At 69.5% G+C, this 16757-nt stretch carries 13 protein-coding genes; 8 read left to right on the top strand and 5 right to left on the bottom strand.

The features are described from left to right. Positions 1–201: 201 nt before the first annotated feature. The 4 genes from QTI51_RS21560 to QTI51_RS21545 all read right to left on the bottom strand — a co-directional run bounded on the left by QTI51_RS21560 (position 202) and on the right by QTI51_RS21545 (position 4063). The gene (locus QTI51_RS21560) at positions 202–1161 is read right to left on the bottom strand and encodes a transporter substrate-binding domain-containing protein (RefSeq protein ID WP_286515688.1); all 960 of its coding nucleotides are present in this window, start codon (positions 1159–1161) and stop codon (positions 202–204) included. Beyond that, positions 1154–1981: an ABC transporter permease gene (locus tag QTI51_RS21555; RefSeq protein WP_116913583.1), complete on the bottom strand. Its 828-nt coding sequence runs from the start codon at positions 1979–1981 to the stop codon at positions 1154–1156. The genes QTI51_RS21560 and QTI51_RS21555 overlap by 8 nt, the downstream gene beginning before the upstream one ends. A 184-nt stretch (positions 1982–2165) precedes the next feature. After that, positions 2166–2993, bottom strand: a complete 828-nt coding sequence (locus QTI51_RS21550) for an ABC transporter ATP-binding protein (RefSeq protein ID WP_116913584.1) — start codon at positions 2991–2993, stop codon at positions 2166–2168. A gap of 5 nt (positions 2994–2998) precedes the next feature. Further along, entirely contained in the window at positions 2999–4063 is a 1065-nt protein-coding gene (locus tag QTI51_RS21545) for an ABC transporter substrate-binding protein (RefSeq protein ID WP_286515686.1), read from the bottom strand. 344 nt (positions 4064–4407) lie between these two features. On the opposite strand from QTI51_RS21545, the gene QTI51_RS21540 reads away from it, so the two are divergent. Beyond that, positions 4408–5868, top strand: a complete 1461-nt coding sequence (locus QTI51_RS21540; RefSeq protein WP_286515684.1) for a SidA/IucD/PvdA family monooxygenase — start codon at positions 4408–4410, stop codon at positions 5866–5868. A gap of 21 nt (positions 5869–5889) precedes the next feature. On the opposite strand, the gene QTI51_RS21535 is transcribed toward QTI51_RS21540, so the two are convergent. Beyond that, positions 5890–6912: a tripartite tricarboxylate transporter substrate binding protein gene (locus QTI51_RS21535; RefSeq protein WP_286515682.1), complete on the bottom strand. Its 1023-nt coding sequence runs from the start codon at positions 6910–6912 to the stop codon at positions 5890–5892. 142 nt (positions 6913–7054) lie between these two features. On the opposite strand from QTI51_RS21535, the gene QTI51_RS21530 reads away from it, so the two are divergent. From QTI51_RS21530 to QTI51_RS21500, 7 genes are all read left to right on the top strand, one after another. Continuing rightward, on the top strand, positions 7055–9292 hold the full coding sequence (locus QTI51_RS21530) for a rhodanese-like domain-containing protein (protein WP_286515680.1): 2238 nt from the start codon (positions 7055–7057) through the stop codon (positions 9290–9292). After that, complete coding sequence (locus tag QTI51_RS21525; protein ID WP_116913587.1) at positions 9289–10272, top strand: ABC transporter permease; 984 nt, start codon at positions 9289–9291, stop codon at positions 10270–10272. The genes QTI51_RS21530 and QTI51_RS21525 overlap by 4 nt, the downstream gene beginning before the upstream one ends. 113 nt (positions 10273–10385) lie before the next feature. Then, positions 10386–11300, top strand: coding sequence for an ABC transporter permease (locus tag QTI51_RS21520; RefSeq protein WP_286515677.1), 915 nt, complete (start codon positions 10386–10388; stop codon positions 11298–11300). A gap of 89 nt (positions 11301–11389) precedes the next feature. Next, positions 11390–13120 (top strand): ABC transporter ATP-binding protein, encoded by a 1731-nt coding sequence (locus QTI51_RS21515; RefSeq protein ID WP_116913588.1) that lies wholly within the window; start codon positions 11390–11392, stop codon positions 13118–13120. Positions 13121–13355: 235 nt separating this feature from the next. After that, a complete protein-coding gene (locus QTI51_RS21510; RefSeq protein ID WP_165840519.1) occupies positions 13356–14273 on the top strand; it encodes a LysR family transcriptional regulator in 918 nt (305 codons plus the stop codon). Positions 14274–14388: 115 nt separating this feature from the next. Further along, positions 14389–15549 (top strand): branched-chain amino acid ABC transporter substrate-binding protein, encoded by a 1161-nt coding sequence (locus QTI51_RS21505; RefSeq protein WP_286515673.1) that lies wholly within the window; start codon positions 14389–14391, stop codon positions 15547–15549. Continuing rightward, positions 15546–16748: a M24 family metallopeptidase gene (locus QTI51_RS21500; RefSeq protein WP_116913591.1), complete on the top strand. Its 1203-nt coding sequence runs from the start codon at positions 15546–15548 to the stop codon at positions 16746–16748. Before QTI51_RS21505 ends, QTI51_RS21500 begins: the two co-directional genes overlap by 4 nt. Positions 16749–16757: the final 9 nt, after the last annotated feature.

Genomic DNA, 16757 nt, shown 5'->3' with positions numbered 1-16757 from the left:
CCTGGTTCTATTGCAGCTTGGCCCTCACCTTGACGCAGCCAATACCGCCTATTGAAAAACCAAACTCGCACCGCCGCTTGCGGATTGGAGAAGTCCCGGTAAAAGGAGGAGGGGCGCAGCCCCGGGGGACATTCGCGGAGGGAAGTACCCGGCGGCCTGTTCACACGCCCTGAACACAAACCTCAAACAAAACCCTGCGCCTCAGGAATGACAAACCAGCCCGTCCTTCAACAGCGTGATCTCGAACTGCAGGTTGCCCGCCCGCGCGCTGCGCGCCTTCTCCAACGTGCCGTCCGAGTGCCAACGGCGCAGCGCCGCGGCAATGTAGTCGCGCGACACGGCATCCCCTTCGGCCAGCCGCACTGTCGCGTCCGACCCCAGGGGCAGGCCTTGCGCCAACGGCTTGTAGAAACGCCACTCCTCGTTGCGCATGAGCCGTTGCAATACCTCGCCGTCGTCGGCCAGTGCCGCGCATTCGCCGGCCATGAAAGCCGAGGCCGCGTGCACCGAAGAGGGGTAGCTGCGCGGCTGCGCGCCGTAGCGCTGCGCCACCGCGCCCGCGTAGCCCGAACCTTCGCCCACGCAGACCGACGCACCGCGCAACGCCGCCTCGTCCTGCACACGACCACGGCGCAGCGCCAAGACTTGGCCGCGGCCGGTGTCGTAGCTGCCCTTTGCCGCGGCGATGCCGGGTTGCGGTGCCGCGGCGTCTGCAACGCCGGCCACGAGCAGGTCGATGCGGCCGTCGCGCAAGGCCCCTTCGCGCTCTTCGGCTGCGAGGCCGACCAGCTTCAGTTTCAGCCCGAGCGAATCGGCGAGCTGGCGCGCCAGCGTGGCGTCGAAGGCGTCGGGCTCGGGCGGGGTCGGCGACTCGGGCGGGGCCGGCCGCGGGTAGCGGCGCACGCCCACGCGCAGTTCGCCGCGTTGTTGTGCGCGCGCCAGCACGGGGCCTTTCGGCAGGCTGGCGAGCTGGGGCGATGTGTCGAGCAGGCGCAGCCACGTCAGCGAGGCGGGCAGGCGCGCATCGGCCGGGTCCGCGAAGGCCCACGAACTGCCGATGCCGCCGAGCACCGCGAGCGCCACGGCGGTGAGCACGAGCGTGCCTGCGGCCGCGCGCGTGGCCTGCTTGCGGGCGCGCGGGTCGGTGGCTGCGTCACTCATCGAGGCTCAACCCCCGGCGCCAGCGCAGCAGCCTGCGCTCCAGCAGCGCCAGCAGATAGTTCAGCAGCAGGCCCAGCACCGCCAGCATCAAGATGCCGGCGTACATGGTCGGAATCTGGAAGGTTTCCTGCGAGTTCAGCGTGAGAAAACCCAGGCCCGAGTGCGCGCCGATCATCTCCGCCGCCACCAGCGCCGTGATGCTGTACGCCCCCGCCAGCCGCACGCCCGTGAAGATCGACGGCAACGACGCCGGCAGCACCACCTTGAAGAAGATGAAGCGGCGCGATGCACCCATCGACAGGGCCGAGTTGACCAGCAGCCGGTCGACCTGCTTCACGCCGCTCACCGTGCTGAGCAGCACGGGCCAGAAAGACGCCCAGAAGATGATCGCCACCTTCGACAGCTCGCCGATGCCCAGGAACAGGATGAACACCGGAAAGAGCGCGAAGGCCGACGTTTGCCGGAACAGCTGCAGCACCGGGTCGACGATGGCCGCCAGCCGCTTGAAGCCGCCGATGAGCAGCCCCAGCACGACGCCCGCGGCGCTGGCCAGCACCAGGCCCCACAGCGAGCGCTGCAGGCTGGCGGCCACGTGCTTCCACAGCTGGTGGTTGTCGATGAGCTGGGCGATGGCGGCGAGCACCGCGGAGGGCGGGCTCAGGTAGGCGTCGCTCACCACGCCGAGGCGCGGCAGTGCTTCCCACAGCAGGAGGAACAGCACGATGCCGATGCCGCGCTCCGCCCAGCGGAGGCTGCCGCGTGCGAACTTGAGGAGGCGGGTTGGTGTGGGGGCCTTGGGGGCTTCGAGCACGGCGCTCATTTGAAGGCCTCCGTTTGCGAAGAGGCGGTCGATGCGCTGCTCGCGGTGGCGGTTCGGCTCCCTCTCCCCTTGGGGAGAGGGCGGGGGTGAGGGTGTCGGCCTGTGCACGCACGCGACCCTTGCCACCGCAGCCGGCCCTCACCCCAACCCTCTCCCCAAGGGGAGAGGGAGCAAGACGCGGCGCTCATGACAACGCTCCCGCAGCTTGCTTCGCCGGTCTCACCGCTTGCGCCGGCTGCCCCAACTGCACCTCATCCTTCAACACCTCCCAGGCCCGATGCCGCAGCGCCGCGAACTCCGCCGTGTGCCGCAGCTCCGCCGAGCGCGGTCGCGCGAGCGGAATGTCGATGATGTCCTTGATGCGCCCCGGCCGCTGCGTCATCACCGCCACACGGTCCGACAGGTACACCGCTTCCTCCAGCGAATGCGTGATGAACACGATGGTCTTGCGGTGCTGCTCCCAGATTCGCAGCAGCTCGCCCTGCAGCACCTCGCGCGTCTGCGCGTCGAGGGCGGCGAAGGGCTCGTCCATCAGCAGCACGTCGGGCTCGTAGGCGAGCGACCTCGCGATGGCCACGCGCTGCTTCATGCCGCCGGAAATCTCGTGCGGATAGCGCTCGCCGAAACCGTGCAGCCCCACCAGCTCCAGGTACTCCTGCGCGATGCGCCGCCGCGCGGCCTTGCCCAGGCCGCGAATCTCCAGCCCGACCGCGATGTTGTCGAGCACCGACAGCCACGGAAAAAGCGCGTAGCCCTGGAACACCACGCCCTGGTTGCGGTTGATGCCGGCAATGGGCTGGCCGTCGATGGCAATGTGGCCGTCCGTGCGCGTGGTCAGGCCCGCCAGGATGCCGAGAAAGGTCGACTTGCCGCAACCCGAAGGCCCGAGCACCGACAAAAATTCGCCTTCGCGCACCTCGAGGTCGAAGCCCTCGAGCACCCGCACGCGTTCGCTGGCGCCGCGCGCGGCATAGTCCATGCGCACGCCGTGGGCCGTGATCTTGATGGTCATGGCGCTCAGGTCTTCGCGTACGGGTTGAACTCGTTCGTGTAGACCTCTTTCACGGCGACCTTCCCGGCTGGGATCTTGCCCTCGGACTGCAGTATGTCCACGTAGTACTGAATCGGTGGCTCGGTGATCACCAGGTCGTCCACGTAGGCGAAGCGGTCGACGTTCTTCAGCTCCATGTTGATGCGCTTGGCCACCAGCTTGCGCGCCTCTTCGGGATTGGCGTTGACCCAGTTGCCGGCCTTGGCCAGCGCGGTGACCACGTCGCGCACGGCCTCCGGGTGCTCGCGAATGAACTTGCCGTGCGCGCTGTAGGGCGCCATGCCGCCCAGGCCGCCGTCCAGGTCGAAGTCGCTCCACAGGCGCACCAGCTGGTCGGCGTTCTCGGCGCGGCCCGAGAAGGGCGCGTGGATGATGGCGAGGTCGGTGTTGCGCGTGACCAACGTCTGCTCGGCCTGCTCGTCGGGAATGACCACGAAGTTGATCTTGTTCACGTCCACGTCGTGCTGGCGCAGGTACTTCTTGGTGACGAACTCGGCGCAGGCGCCGAAGCTGTTGAAGCCGATGGTCTTGCCCTCGAGGTCCTTCGGGGTGCGAATGCCGGAGTCCTTGCGCACGAAGTACTTCATGTGCGGCGCCTCCTGCAGCGTCTTGCCGCCGGCGGCCACCACCTTCAGGTCGGCGCCCGAGGCAATGGCCGAGATCACCAGCGGCACCATGCGGCTGCCGAAGTCGATCTCGCCCGTGCCCACCAGCGGAATGATTTGCGGCGCGGCGATCTTGCCGACGTACTGTGGGCGCGTGTTGGTGCCCTCGAAGTAGCCGAGCTGGTCGGCCAGGTAGATGAGGTCGAACGAGGGGTTGTCGGGGTACTTGAAGGCGACCTTGTCGCCGGCCTGCTTCACCACGGCGGGGCCGCCGGCCGCGGCGCCCTTGTCGTCGCCGCGCGAGCAGCCGGCCAGGCCGAGGGCGCCGAGGCCGCCCAGCGTGGTGAGCGACGCGAGCGTCTTGAGTGCCAGGCGCCTGGAAGGAACGGCGCGAACGCAGAAAGCGGAGGGCGACTCGATGGACATGGCGGCGCGCTCCGGCACGGGAGCGTTCGAAGTGTTGGGAGGCCCGCATCGTAGGAAGCGCGGGCGCAACGCATCAACGAAGAAAACCGCGCTTGCATATGCAGCGGCCGGGATGCACCGGGCGGGCCGTGCCGGCCGTGCGAACGCAAAGAACGAAAAACGGATCAGCGTATGCGTTTTCCGTGCTTGGGCCGGCGCGCTTGTTGGCCAAGAATGTCAGCTCTTGCCTTCGAGGGTGAGTGTCTCCTGGTCGCCGGAAAGCGGCGACGGTTCGCGGGCCCTTCGGGGCCCGCACTTTTCTTCCACCGTACTTCCGCTGCTTGCCCTTCGGCAGCCTCCAGCCCATGACATTCGCGTCGCCATCGAACCCCGACCATCGTGCCCACGAAGCGCTGCGCCTGCTCGGCCCCGCGCCCGCCAACTGGGTGCCCGCGCACGACGGCGTGGACCACAACGTGCTCATCGTGGGCAGCGGCCAGAGCGGCAGCGCCTTCGCCTTCGCGCTGCAGCGCGCAGGCATCGGCGGCGTGAGCGTGATCGACGAGGCGGGCGGCGCCTCGCAGGCGGGCGTATGGCTCACGCGGGCGCGCATGCACAAGCTGCGCACGCTGAAGAACCTGGTCGGGCCCGAGGGCCCGGTGTCGGCGCTCGGCTTCCAGGCCTGGTACGAGGCGCGCCACGGGCAGGAGGCCTACGCCGCCATCGACCGCATCGGCCGCACCGACTGGGCCGCGTACCTCGACTGGTTCCGCGGCATCACCGGCACCACGGTGCGCTACCACACGCGGCTGGTGCGCTTCGAGCCGGTGCCTGACGGCGCCGTGCCGCACTTCAGGCTGCACCTGGAGGTGAAAGGCGCGCCGCGCACGGAAACGGCGCGTAAGCTGATCTTTGCGAACGGCGTGGTCGGCAGCGGCGCGCCCTTCATTCCCGAGCTGCTGTCGACCGCCGTGAGCCAGGGCCTGGCGGCCCACACGGGCCACGCGATCGACTTCGCGGCGCTCTCGGGCAAGACGGTGGCGGTGATCGGCGGTGCCGCGTCGGCCTTCGATGCCGCGGCGGTGGCGCTCGAAAACGGCGCCGCGGCCGTGCACCTGTTCTCGCGCCGCGACCGCATCGCCGCCACGCCGGTGGCGCGCGTGCGCGGCTACCCCGGCTTCTATGACAACTACCTGTCGCTGCCCGACGCCACGCGCTGGCACCACGCGGCGCGCTACCGCCGCCTGGGCACCACGCCGCCGCCCGATTCGGTGCAGCGCGTGCTGGCCTTTTCGAACTTCCACCTGCACGTGGGCGCGCCGTGGCAGGGCGCGCAGGTGCAGGGTAGCCAGGTGGTGGCCTCGGTGCACGACGAGCGCTTTCACTTCGACTTCGTGATCGCCGGCACCGGCTACACGCACGAACTCTTGCAACGCCCCGAGCTGGCCGGCATCGCCGACCTGGTGCTGCGCTGGCGCGACCGCTACCAGCCCGAGGCGCACGAGCGCGACGACGAACTGGGCGCCGCGCCGTACCTGGGCGCGGGGCTGGAATACATCGAGAAAACGCCGGGCAGCGCGCCCTGGCTGCGCGACATCCACACCTACAACCCCGGCGGCTTTGCCACCACCGGGCTGCCGCTGGGCGATGTGCCGAGCATTCGCGGCTATGTGCCGGCGGTGGTGCGGCGCATCAGCGAAGACCTGCTGCACGCCGACCTGGCGCTGCACGAGGCGCGCACCCGGGCCGAGGTGCCGGCCGATTTCGGCGAGGAGTTCTACGCCGCTGCGCTGTGGCAGCGCGGGGCGCAGAAGCTGGCGGCCTGACCCTCCGCCCGGCGCAGTGCGTCAGCGCAAGGTGATGCCCGCCGTCTGGATGGTCTTAGCGTAGCGCACGCGCTCGCCCGCCAGCGTGCGCGCCATGTCGGCGGGCGTGCCGCCGGCCACCTTGAAGCCCATGTCTTCCAGCTTCGCGCGGGTGTCGGGCGACGCGATCACGGCCTCGATGTCGCGGTTGATCTTCGCCACCACCGCGGCGGGCGTGCCCGCGGGCGCGAAGTAGCCCTGCCAGCTTTCCACCGAGAAGCCGGGCAGGCCGGCCTCGGCCATGGTGGGCACGTCGGGCAACGCGGCGGAGCGGTAGGGCGTGGTCACGGCAAGCGCGCGCAGCTTGCCGGCGCGCACGTGGTCGGTCACGGCCGCCAGGGTGATGAGCGTGGCGTCCACATGGCCGGCCAGCACGTCGAGCGTGGCCGGCCCGCCGCCGGAGTAGGGGATGTAGTTGACCTGCGCGCCGGTGTCCTGCGCGATCATTTCGTGCGCCACGTGGGCGATGCCACCGTTGCCCGGCAGCCCGAGGCTGATCGACTGCGGCTTGGCCTTGGCGCGCGCCAGGTAGCCGCGGAAATCGGTGATGCCCGTCTTGGGGTTCACCACCAGGATCTGCGGGTTCACCACCGCCTTGATGACCGGCGTGAAGGCCTTCTGGCCGTCGTAGGGCAGGCGGTCGAAAAGAATGCCGTTGAGCGTCAGGCCTTCGCCCTGTTGCAGCAGCGTGTAGCCGTCAGCCGGGGCCTTGGCCACGCGGGCCGCGCCGATGGTGCCGCTGGCGCCGGCCAGGTTCTCGACCACCACCGACTGTCCCCAGCGCTCGGTCAGGCCCTGCGCGATGAGCCGCGTGAGCTTGTCGGCGCTGCCGCCAGCGGCCACGGGTACCACGATGTGGACGGGTTTGGAGGGGAAGCCGGCCGCGTCATCGGCGGCATGCGCCAGGGCGCTGAAGCCGCCGAAGCCACTGAAGGCCAGCGCCAATGCGCCCAGCACGGCACGGCGCGGCGCGGCCGGGACGAGAAGAGGGGAGTTTGTTGTCATGTGCCGGCCAATCTAGGAGCCGCGCCGGCCGTCTCCAACGAAGCAAACCGGATATGCGTAGAAGAAAAACTTCGTTGGGCGCGCGCGGTGGCCGGCTTAGCCTGACTGTCGAATTGCCTTCCTGCCCCCAGAAAGTCCCCCCATGAGCCTCTCCGACCTCCCCGTGGAAACCGCGGGCAACGACATTGCCAGCGCGCGAGCGCGCGCCATCGACGCCTTCCTGGCACAGGCCCGCGGGCTGCTCGCCCACAAGGGTGACGCAGCCGACAAGCCCACCCTGCAGGCCGTGGCCGATGCGCTGATCGCGCTCGGCCAGCAGAAGTCGCTGTTCCCCGCCGCCCACTTTCCCATCGACGCGGCGCGCCCCGCGCAGGTCTACCGCCTGGCCGAAGACGCCGACGGCGGCTTCGCGCTGTACCTGTCGGCCGGCCTGGCGGGCAAGGCTCAGCCGCCGCACGACCACACCACCTGGGCCGTGATTACCGGCGTGGAAGGCAACGAGCGCAACGTGCTCTACCGCCGCGAGAAAACCGCCGACCCCGCGCGCGATGCGCTGGTGCAGACCGCCACCGTCGACGTGGCCGCCGGCAGCGCCGTGGTGCTGCTGCCCGACGACGTGCACACCATCGAGCTCATCGGCGGGCAGGACGGCCGCCACCTGCACTTCTACGGCCGCGCGCTGCAGCTGCTCGACCGCCGCGTGGTGTTCCAAGGCAAGGAGGGCGGCAGCTTCAGGCACTTTGCGCCGCCGAAGAACATCCGCCATCCGGCCACCACGCCGCAGGCGCTGAAGGCCGCGCTGGCCGACGGCGAGGAGATCGCGCTGCTCGACGTGCGCGAGACCGGCGTGTTCGTGCGCAGCCACATCCTGCTGGCCGCCTCGGCGCCCCTATGGCGGCTGGAGGTGCAGATCGACCGGCTGGTGCCGCGCCGCGGCACCCGCATCGTGCTGGCCGACGCCGACGAATCGCTCGCGCACGAGGCCGCCTCCAAACTGGTGCGCCTGGGCTGGCGCAACGTGTCGGTGCTGGCCGGCGGCACCGAAGGCTGGGCGGCGGCGGGCTACGAGCTGTTCAGCGGCAGCAACGTGCCGAGCAAGGCCTTCGGCGAGGTCATCGAGCACCAGAAGCACACGCCCTGGATTTCGGTGGACGACCTGCACGCCCGCGTGCAGCGCGGCGACGACATCGTGGTGGTCGACAGCCGCACGCCCGAGGAGTTCGCCGACTTCAGCCTGCCGTTCGCGCACAGCCTGCCGGGCGCCGAGCTGGTCTACCGCATCCAGGAACTCGCGCCCCGGCCCGAGACGCTGGTGGTGGTGAACTGCGCCGGCCGCACGCGCAGCATCGTGGGCGCGCAGACGCTCATCGACGCGGGCATTCCCAACAAGGTGGTGTCGCTCAAGGACGGCACCATGGCCTGGCTGCTGGCCGGCCGCGAGCTGGCCCACGGCCGCGCGGCGCCGCTGCCCGAGCCGGGCGAGCAAACACGCCAGAGCGCCCGTGCGCGGGCCGAGGACGTGGCCGCGCGCGCCGGCGTGCGCCGCATCGACGCGGCCACGCTCGCGAGCTTCCAGGCCGAGGCCGACGCCGACGAGCGCTCGCTGTACCGGTTCGACGTGCGCACCCGCCAGGAGTACGAAGCCGGCCACCTCGAAGGCTGGCGCTGGGCGCCGGGCGGCCAGCTGGTGCAGGCCACCGACGAATACGTGGGCACGCGGCGCGCGCGCATCGTGCTGGCCGACTGGGACGGCGTGCGCGCGCTGACCACCGGCGCATGGCTCGCGCAACTGGGCGGGCACGAGGTGTTTGTGCTGTCGCCGCCGGCATTGCCCGTGCGCGTGCTCGGCCCCGAGCCGGTGCGCGTGCTGGCGCTGCGGGCCTTCACCCCCGACATCGCGCCGCGCGAAGCCGCCGCGGCGCTGGAGGCCGGCAAGGCCGTGGCCTTCGACGTGGAGCGCCGCTCGGCCTTCGAGCGCCGGCACATCGCGGGCGCGCGCTTCGCGGTGCCTGATCGTCTGCAGGAGTTCACCGCCGACCTGCCTGCGTCGCAGGTCGTGGTGCTCACGTCGTCCGACGGCGTGCTGGCACGCACCGTGGCGGCCGAGCTGGCTGCGCGCACCGGGCGCACCGTGCGCGCCATCGCGGGTGGCACGCAAGCCTGGAGCGCCGCGCGCCTGCCCACCGCCACCGGCCCCGAAGGCGTGCTGACCGGCGACGACGACCATTGGTACAGCCCCTACGCGCATGCCGACCTGGCCAAACGCGACGCCGGCTTCCAGCAGTACCTCGACTGGGAAATCGGCCTGGTCGCGCAGCTCGAACGCGAAGGCGACGTGGGCATCCGGCTGGTCAAGGCCAGCGAGGCGGCAGCGTCATGAACCTGCGCAGCGCGAGCCGCACGCTGGTGCGCACGGCCTGGCAGGCCGTGCCGACCGTCATCGGCGTGATTCTTCTCAACTTCGTCCTGATGCAGTGGATTCCGGGCGACGCCGCCGACGTGGTGGCCGCCGAATCGGGCTCGGCCACCGCGGAGAGCATGGCGCAGCTGCGCACGCACTTCGGGCTCGACCTGCCGGTCATCCAGCAGCTGTTCGCCTACCTGAACAACCTGGCGCACTTCAGCCTCGGTGTTTCTCCGCGCTACAACATGCCGGTGGTGTCGCTCATCGGCGCGCGGCTGGGCAACACGCTGTTGTTGATGATCACGGCGCTGGCCTTCGCGCTGGCCATCGGCATTGCCGCGGGCACGGTCATGGCCACGCGCGTGGGCCGCTGGCAAGACCGCACGCTCTCGGTGCTGGCGCTGCTGCTGTATTCCACGCCGGGCTTCTGGCTGGGGCTGATGGCCATCGTGCTGTTCTCGGTGCACCTGGGCTGGCTGCCCACCGGCGGCAGCGAGAGCATCGGCGCGGGCTACACCGGCTGGACGCACGTGGTCGACGTGGCGCGGCACCTGGTGCTGCCGGCGCTGGCCATGGCCGGGTTCTACATCGCCATCTTCTCGCGCCTCACGCGCGCCGCGATGCTCGAGGTGGCGCGGCAGGACTTCGTGCGCACGGCCGAGGCCAAGGGCCTGCACCCGTGGACGGTCAACCTGCGCCACATATTGCGCAACGCGCTCATTCCGGTCACCACGGTGGCGGGCATGCACTTCGGCACGCTGCTGGGCGGCGCGGTGGTGGTCGAGACGGTGTTCAGCTGGCCCGGCCTCGGCCGCCTGGCCTTCGACTCGGTGGCCGGGCGCGACTACACCGTGCTGCTGGGCGTGCTGCTGATGTCGTCGCTGCTGGTCATCGTGGCGAACATGCTGGTCGACCTGCTGCACGCGTGGCTGGACCCGCGCATCCAGGTGCGCTGAAGCGCACCCGCGGTTTCTTTTCTTCTTCTCTCGAATTCCAGCTTTCAAAGCGCTCGATGTCCACACCTTTCACACTCGATTCCGCTATCGCGAATCCGCCAGCGCATCCGCCAGTGCGTCGCACCGAACCGCTGGCAGCACCGGTTGCACCGGTCGCCGCCAAGGCCGCGGTCGACGCCAAGCCCCTCTCCAGCCGCCACGCCGCGGTGCGCGCCTTCCTGCGCAACCCTGCAGCGGTGGCTGGCGTGGTGCTGCTCGTGTTCATGCTCGTGCTGGCGCTGCTCGCGCCGTGGCTGTACCCGGGCGACCCGCTCGACATGGTCGCGCCGCCGCTGCTGTGGCCGGGCCAGGACGCGGCCTATCCGCTGGGCAGCGACTCGCTGGGCCGCGACGTCATCGCCGGCATCGCGCACGGTGCGCGCGTGTCGCTCGCGGTGGGCGTGGTGGCCGCCGTGCTGAGCCTGGTGATCGGCGTGCTCGTGGGCGCCACCGCCGGCTACTTCGGCGGCCGCATCGACGACGTGCTGGTGCGCATCACCGAGCTGTTCCAGACCATGCCGTCGTTCCTGTTCGTGATCGTGGTGGTGGCCATCGGCCAGCCCTCGGTGCCGGTGATCGTGTTCGCCATCGGCCTGGCCTCGTGGCCGGTCATCGCGCGGCTGGTGCGCGCCGAGTTCCGCGCGCTGCGCGAAACCGAGTTCGTGCTCGCCGCTCGCAGCCAGGGCTTCAGCCACGCCCGCATCATCTTCCAGGAGATGCTGCCCAACGCCTTGCCGCCGGTGATCGTGACCACGTCGGTGCTGGTGGCGAGCGCCATCCTCATCGAGTCGGCGCTGTCGTTCCTGGGCATGGGCGACCCGAATGCTGTGTCGTGGGGCAGCATGATCGGGCAGGGGCGCGAGCTGCTGCGCACGGCGTGGTACCTCACGGCGTTGCCGGGCGCGGCCATCGTGCTGACGGTGCTGGCGTTGAACCTCGTGGGCGATGGGCTCAACGATGCGTTCAACCCGCGGTTGCGGGGGCGCTAGGTGATCGCGGTTCCCCGACAGCGTGCCCAAGTGCAGAAGCCTTTGCACACGCCCCGAAAGACAGAGCCCAAAAAACCAGGCCCACTGAAATGGCACTAGACCCAGTCACCACCACCCCGCCGCTGCTCGACGTGCGCGGCCTCGACGTTTTCTTCCATGGATCGAACGGCCCCATCCAGGCGGTTCGAGGCCTGGACCTGACCCTGCAGCGCGGCGAAACGCTGGCGCTCGTGGGCGAGTCGGGCTGCGGCAAGTCGACCACCGCGCTCGCGCTGCTGAGGCTGCTCGCGCCCGGCGCGGTGCTGCGCGGCAACATCCACTTCGACGGGCGCGACATCCTCGCGCTGTCGCCGGCGCAGTTGCGCGAAGTGCGCGGCCGCGAGATCGCGATGATCTTCCAGGAGCCGATGACCTCGCTGAACCCGGTGCACACCATCGGCGCGCAGATCGAGGAAACGCTGCGGCGTCACGAAAAGCTCTCGGCGCTCGCAGCACGCAAGCGCGCCATCGAGCTGCTCGACCTCGTGCGCATTCCCGAGCCGCACCAGCGCATCGACGACCATCCGCACCACCTGTCGGGCGGCCAACGCCAGCGCGTGATGATCGCCATGGCCGTGGCCTGCAAGCCGCGCCTGCTGGTGGCCGACGAGCCCTCCACCGCGCTGGACGTGACCATCCAGGCGCAGATCCTCGAACTGCTCGACGGCCTGCGCCGCGAGCTCGACATGGCGCTGCTGCTCATCACGCACGACCTGGGCCTGGTCGCTCAATGGGCCGACCGCGTGGCCGTGATGTACGGCGGCGAGAAGGTCGAGGAGGCGCCCACGTCGAAGCTCTTCGCCGCGCCCGCGCATGCGTACACCCGCGGCTTGCTCGGCGCGTCGTTGCACGCGGGCAGCTCGTTGCACTACGCCGATGCGCGGCTGCCGGAAATCCAGACGCGGCTCAACCCCGTGACCGGTGTGCGCGACTTCGCACTGCACGTGCCCGTGCCCAGCTCGACCGTGCGTGCCTTGCCCGTTCGTGCTGCCGCGGGGGAGCCCTTGCTGTCGGTGCAAGCGCTGCGCACCGATTACCCCAAGCGGGGCGGCGGAGTGCTGCATGCGGTGGACGGCGTGTCGTTCGACATTCGCGCGGGAGAAACGGTCGGGCTGGTGGGCGAGTCGGGTTGCGGCAAGTCGACGCTGTCGCGCACGCTGCTGCGGCTGGTGAACCCGGCGTCGGGCCGCATCGTGTTCGATGGGACCGACATCGCGTCGCTGTCGGAAAAGGCCCTCAAGCCCTGGCGCCGTCGTGTGCAGATGGTGTTCCAGGACCCGTATGCGTCACTGAACCCGCGCCGCAGCGTGTTCGACATCATCGAGTCGGTGCTGAAGGTGCACGGTGTGTCGGACCGCGCGGAGCGGCGCAACCGCATCGCGGCCATCCTCGAGCGCGTCGGGTTGCCGGCGGACGCGGGGAGGCGGTTTCCGAACGAGTTCTCGGGCGGGCAGAGGCAGCGCATCGGCATCGCACGTGCGTTGGTGTTGCGGCCTTCGCTGGTCGTGCTCGACGAGCCGGTGTCGGCGCTCGATGTGTCGGTGCAGGCGCAAATCCTGAACCTGCTGGTGGAGCTGAAGGAAGACTTCGGGCTGTCGTACCTGTTCATCTCGCACGACCTGTCGGTGGTGCGCTACATCGCCGACCGCGTGATGGTGATGAACAAGGGCCAGATCGTGGAGACCGGAAGTCACCGGGACATCTGGGACCGGCCGCAGCATCCGTATACGCGCAGCCTGATTGCTGCTGTGCCTGGGGGGGAGCAGCGGAAGGCTGCTTGAGGATTTCTTGACGCTGCGGCGGAATGTTCGGGGCGGGTGAACAGGCCGCCGGGTACTTCCCTCCGCGAATGTCTTCCGCCCTTCGGGCTCCCCCTTTATTTCGCTGCGGGAAGCACCCGACGCCCTGTTCACTTGGACACGCTGTCGGTTCGCGGCGAGCAACGACCGCTGCTCACAACGAGCACGCCCCGAACCGGCAGCGCTCAAAAGCGGCAAGGTGCAGAATCCGCGACCCATGAACGTCCGATTTCTCGAATCCTTCGTCTGCGTCGCCAAGCTGGGGAGTTTCAAGGCCGCCGCCGACATGCTGCACACCACCGCCGCCGCCGTGGCGAGCCGCATCGCGACGCTGGAGGAACAGTTCGGTGTGCGGCTGTTCGAGCGTGACCACCGTGGCGTGCTGCTCACGCACAGCGGCACCGAGCTGGTGCCCTATGCCGAAAAAATGATCGAGCTCCAGACGCGCATGTTCAACGCCGTAGGCCATGCCGATGCGTTCTCGGGCATGTTGCGCATCGGCGTGATCGAGACGGTCGCCCACACCTGGCTGCCCGACCTGCTGTCGCGCTTCGCCAAAAGGTACCCCCGGGCCACGCTGGAAATCGGCTCCGACCTCACGCCGCGCCTGCGCGACGACCTGTTGCGTGGCACGCTCGACTTCGCGATTCTTTCCGAAGAAATCACGCCCGGCTTCATCGACAACCGGCGCATCGCCAACCTCGCGATGCGCTGGGTTGCCAGCCCCTCGCTGGCGGCGCAACTGCCCAGAGGGGCGGCCATGGGTTTCCAGGACCTTGCGAAGCATCCGATCATTTCGTTCTACCGGGAGTCGGGCGTCTACCGCAACATCGCCCAGAGCGCGGGCGCATCGGTGGACTTGCGCATCAGCTTCTTCTCGTCGATAGGCGCCATGATCGACATGGCGCGCTCGGGCTTCGGCAGCTCGCTGCTGCCGGTGGCCGTGATACAGCAAGACCTGCTAGACGGGCGTCTGGTGGCGCTCGACGTGGCGCCGGCGCCGGCCGCGTTGCCATTGGTGGCGAGCTTTCGCATGGAGCCGGCGTCGCCGTTGGCCGATGCGCTGGTCGACATGGCGCGTGCCTCGTGCGAGGACTTCATCGCGAACAGCAGCTGCGACGTGCTCGCGCGCTGACGCCGCGCGGTCCCCGCAAAAAGTTGGGGCGCTCCCCAAGAATTTCTGGTTTGCCGCCGCGCAGCGGCGCGGGAACACTTCGCCCGGAGTTCAACCACTTCCGGAGTTCCCCTCGATGCATGCCCCCACCCACCTCACTCCCTGCGCACCGGTGCTTGCACTGCTCGCGTTGTTTTCGTTGTCCGTGGCGCGGCCGGCCTCGGCGGCCAACGACGGGCTCACCGTCACCATCGGCAGTGCCTCGCCGCTGTCCGGCGCGCAATCCCACCTGGGTCGGGACACCGCCAACGGCGTGCGCCTGGCGGTCGACGAGCTCAACGCCAGGGGTGTGCTGATCGGCGGGAAGAAGGCGCGCTTCGTCGTCGCCGCCGAGGACGACGGCGCGGACCCGCGTCAGGGCACGGCGGTGGCGCAGAAGTTCTGCGACGACAAGGTCAACGGCGTGGTCGGCCACATGAATTCCGGCACCGCCATTCCGGCCGCGAAGATCTACAGCGACTGCGATCTGCCGAACCTCACGCCCTCCGCCACCAACCCGAAGCTCACGCAGAGCGGCTACAAGACCAGCTTTCGCATGATGGCCAACGACAACGAGCTGGGCGCCGGCCTGGCCGCGCTGGCGGCGGACAAGCTTAGGTTCACGCGCGTGGCCGTCATCGACGACCGCACCGCCTACGGGCAGGGCGTGGCCGAGGTGTTCAGGAAGACCGCTCTGGCCAAGGGCATCCAGATCGTCGCGCAGGAATACACGACGGACAAGGCGACCGATTTCTCGGCCATCCTCACCACCATTCGCGGCAAGGCGCCCGACGCGATCTTCTACGGCGGCACCGATTCGCAGGCAGGCCCCATGGTGCGGCAGCTCGCGCAGCTCGGCATGGACAAGGTGCGGCTGTTCGGCGGGGATGGCATCTGCACTTCGAAGCTGGCCGAGCTGTCCGGCGGTGCGCGCACGCTGGCCAACGTGGTGTGCGCGGAGAGCGGCACGGCGGCCGAGCTTTCGCCCAAGGTCATCGAATGGAAGAAGCGCTACGAGGCGAAGTACCCGGGCGAGTTCCAGATCTATTCGCCGTATGCCTACGACGCGACCATGGTGCTGGCGGCGGCGATGGTGAAGGCCGGCTCGGCCGACCCGGCGGTGTATGCGCGCGAGCTGTTCAACACGTCGCTGGACGGCATCACCGCACGCATCGCGTTCGACGCCACGGGGGAGCTGAAGAATCCCGCGATGACGCTCTACCGCTTCGAGGCCGGCAAGAAGGTCGCGCTCAAGTGAGCGGCGGTGCATCGCTGCTGCACCTGAGGGCCGACCGGCTCGGCTTGCTGCGGGAGCTGCTGCGCCGGCGCGGCTTGCGCGCCGCGCTGGTCCATGCGCAAGGCGGGGCGCTGGGCGCGGCCACACGCTCGAACGCGTGCCTGCGCATGTTCGTCGACTGGGACGGCGTCGAGTCGCCTTCGACGCTGCTGGTAGAGCCCGGCCGGTGCACGCTGGTCGTGTCGAATCCGTTCCAGCTGCATGCGGCACCGCAGCTCGCGCAGGTCGACGCCGTGGTCTTCGCGGCACCGGCGCTGCTCGGCGAGACCGTGCGCGAGCTGTTGGCGATGTCCGAAAAAGACGCTGCGAGCGTGGGCCAGGTGGGATGGTCCGAGATGCAGTGGCAGACGGTGCAATCGTTGCAGCGCGCGTTGCCGCAGCTGCGGTGGGAAGACATTGCCCCCGAGCTGGACCGTTGGCGCGCCGCCAAGACCGTGCCCGAGGTCGAGGCGCTCGCGAATGCGGCGGCGTTGTGCGACGTGCTCTTCACGGGCTTCCCCGCATTCCTCGGTGCGGACAGCGAGGCGTGGAAGACCCAGCGTGAACTGGAGCACTTCGCCCTGCTCGCGGGTGCGGAGTACTGCAAGACCTGGCTGACCATCGCGCCCGCCGCGCAACGGCCGCAGTACCTGCCGCACGAGAACCGGCGCAGGCCGGAGCCCGGCGACCAGGTGTTGCTGGGCGTCATGCTCAAGCTCGACGGCTACTGGGGCCACGCGATACGCATGGGGTCGTACGAGCGGGCGCTGCCGCTGCATCGCAGGCTGCATGGCATTGCGCGCGAGATGTTCGATACGGGCTTGAGCGCGTTCGACATTGCAAGCGATCTCAGCGAGGTGGAGGCCGCACTGCAGGCCATCCTGTCGCGCGAACTGCCCGACGTCGCGGCGGCGGACATCTTCCGTTTTCGCAGCGGCCACGGCCTGGGGCTGAGCTACGAAGAGCCGCGCTCCGTCGCGGCCTTTCCGCAGTATGCGGACCCGACCGATCCGGGCAGGCCGGAGGCACTGAAGCCCGTCTCCGGCGCGATGTTCGAGCTGCATCCGAACTTCTTCGTGAAGGGGCTCGGCGGGGCCGCGCTTGGTGACATGGTGCATGTCGGCGCGTCGGGGAGCAGGAGGTTGCTGGAGACGCCGCTCGATCTCATGGTGTGGGGTTGAGGTCCCGCG

The organism is Variovorax sp. J22G73, from assembly GCF_030317035.1.
Lineage (GTDB): Bacteria > Pseudomonadota > Gammaproteobacteria > Burkholderiales > Burkholderiaceae_C > Variovorax.
This window is presented reverse-complemented; position numbering and strand designations above follow the sequence as displayed.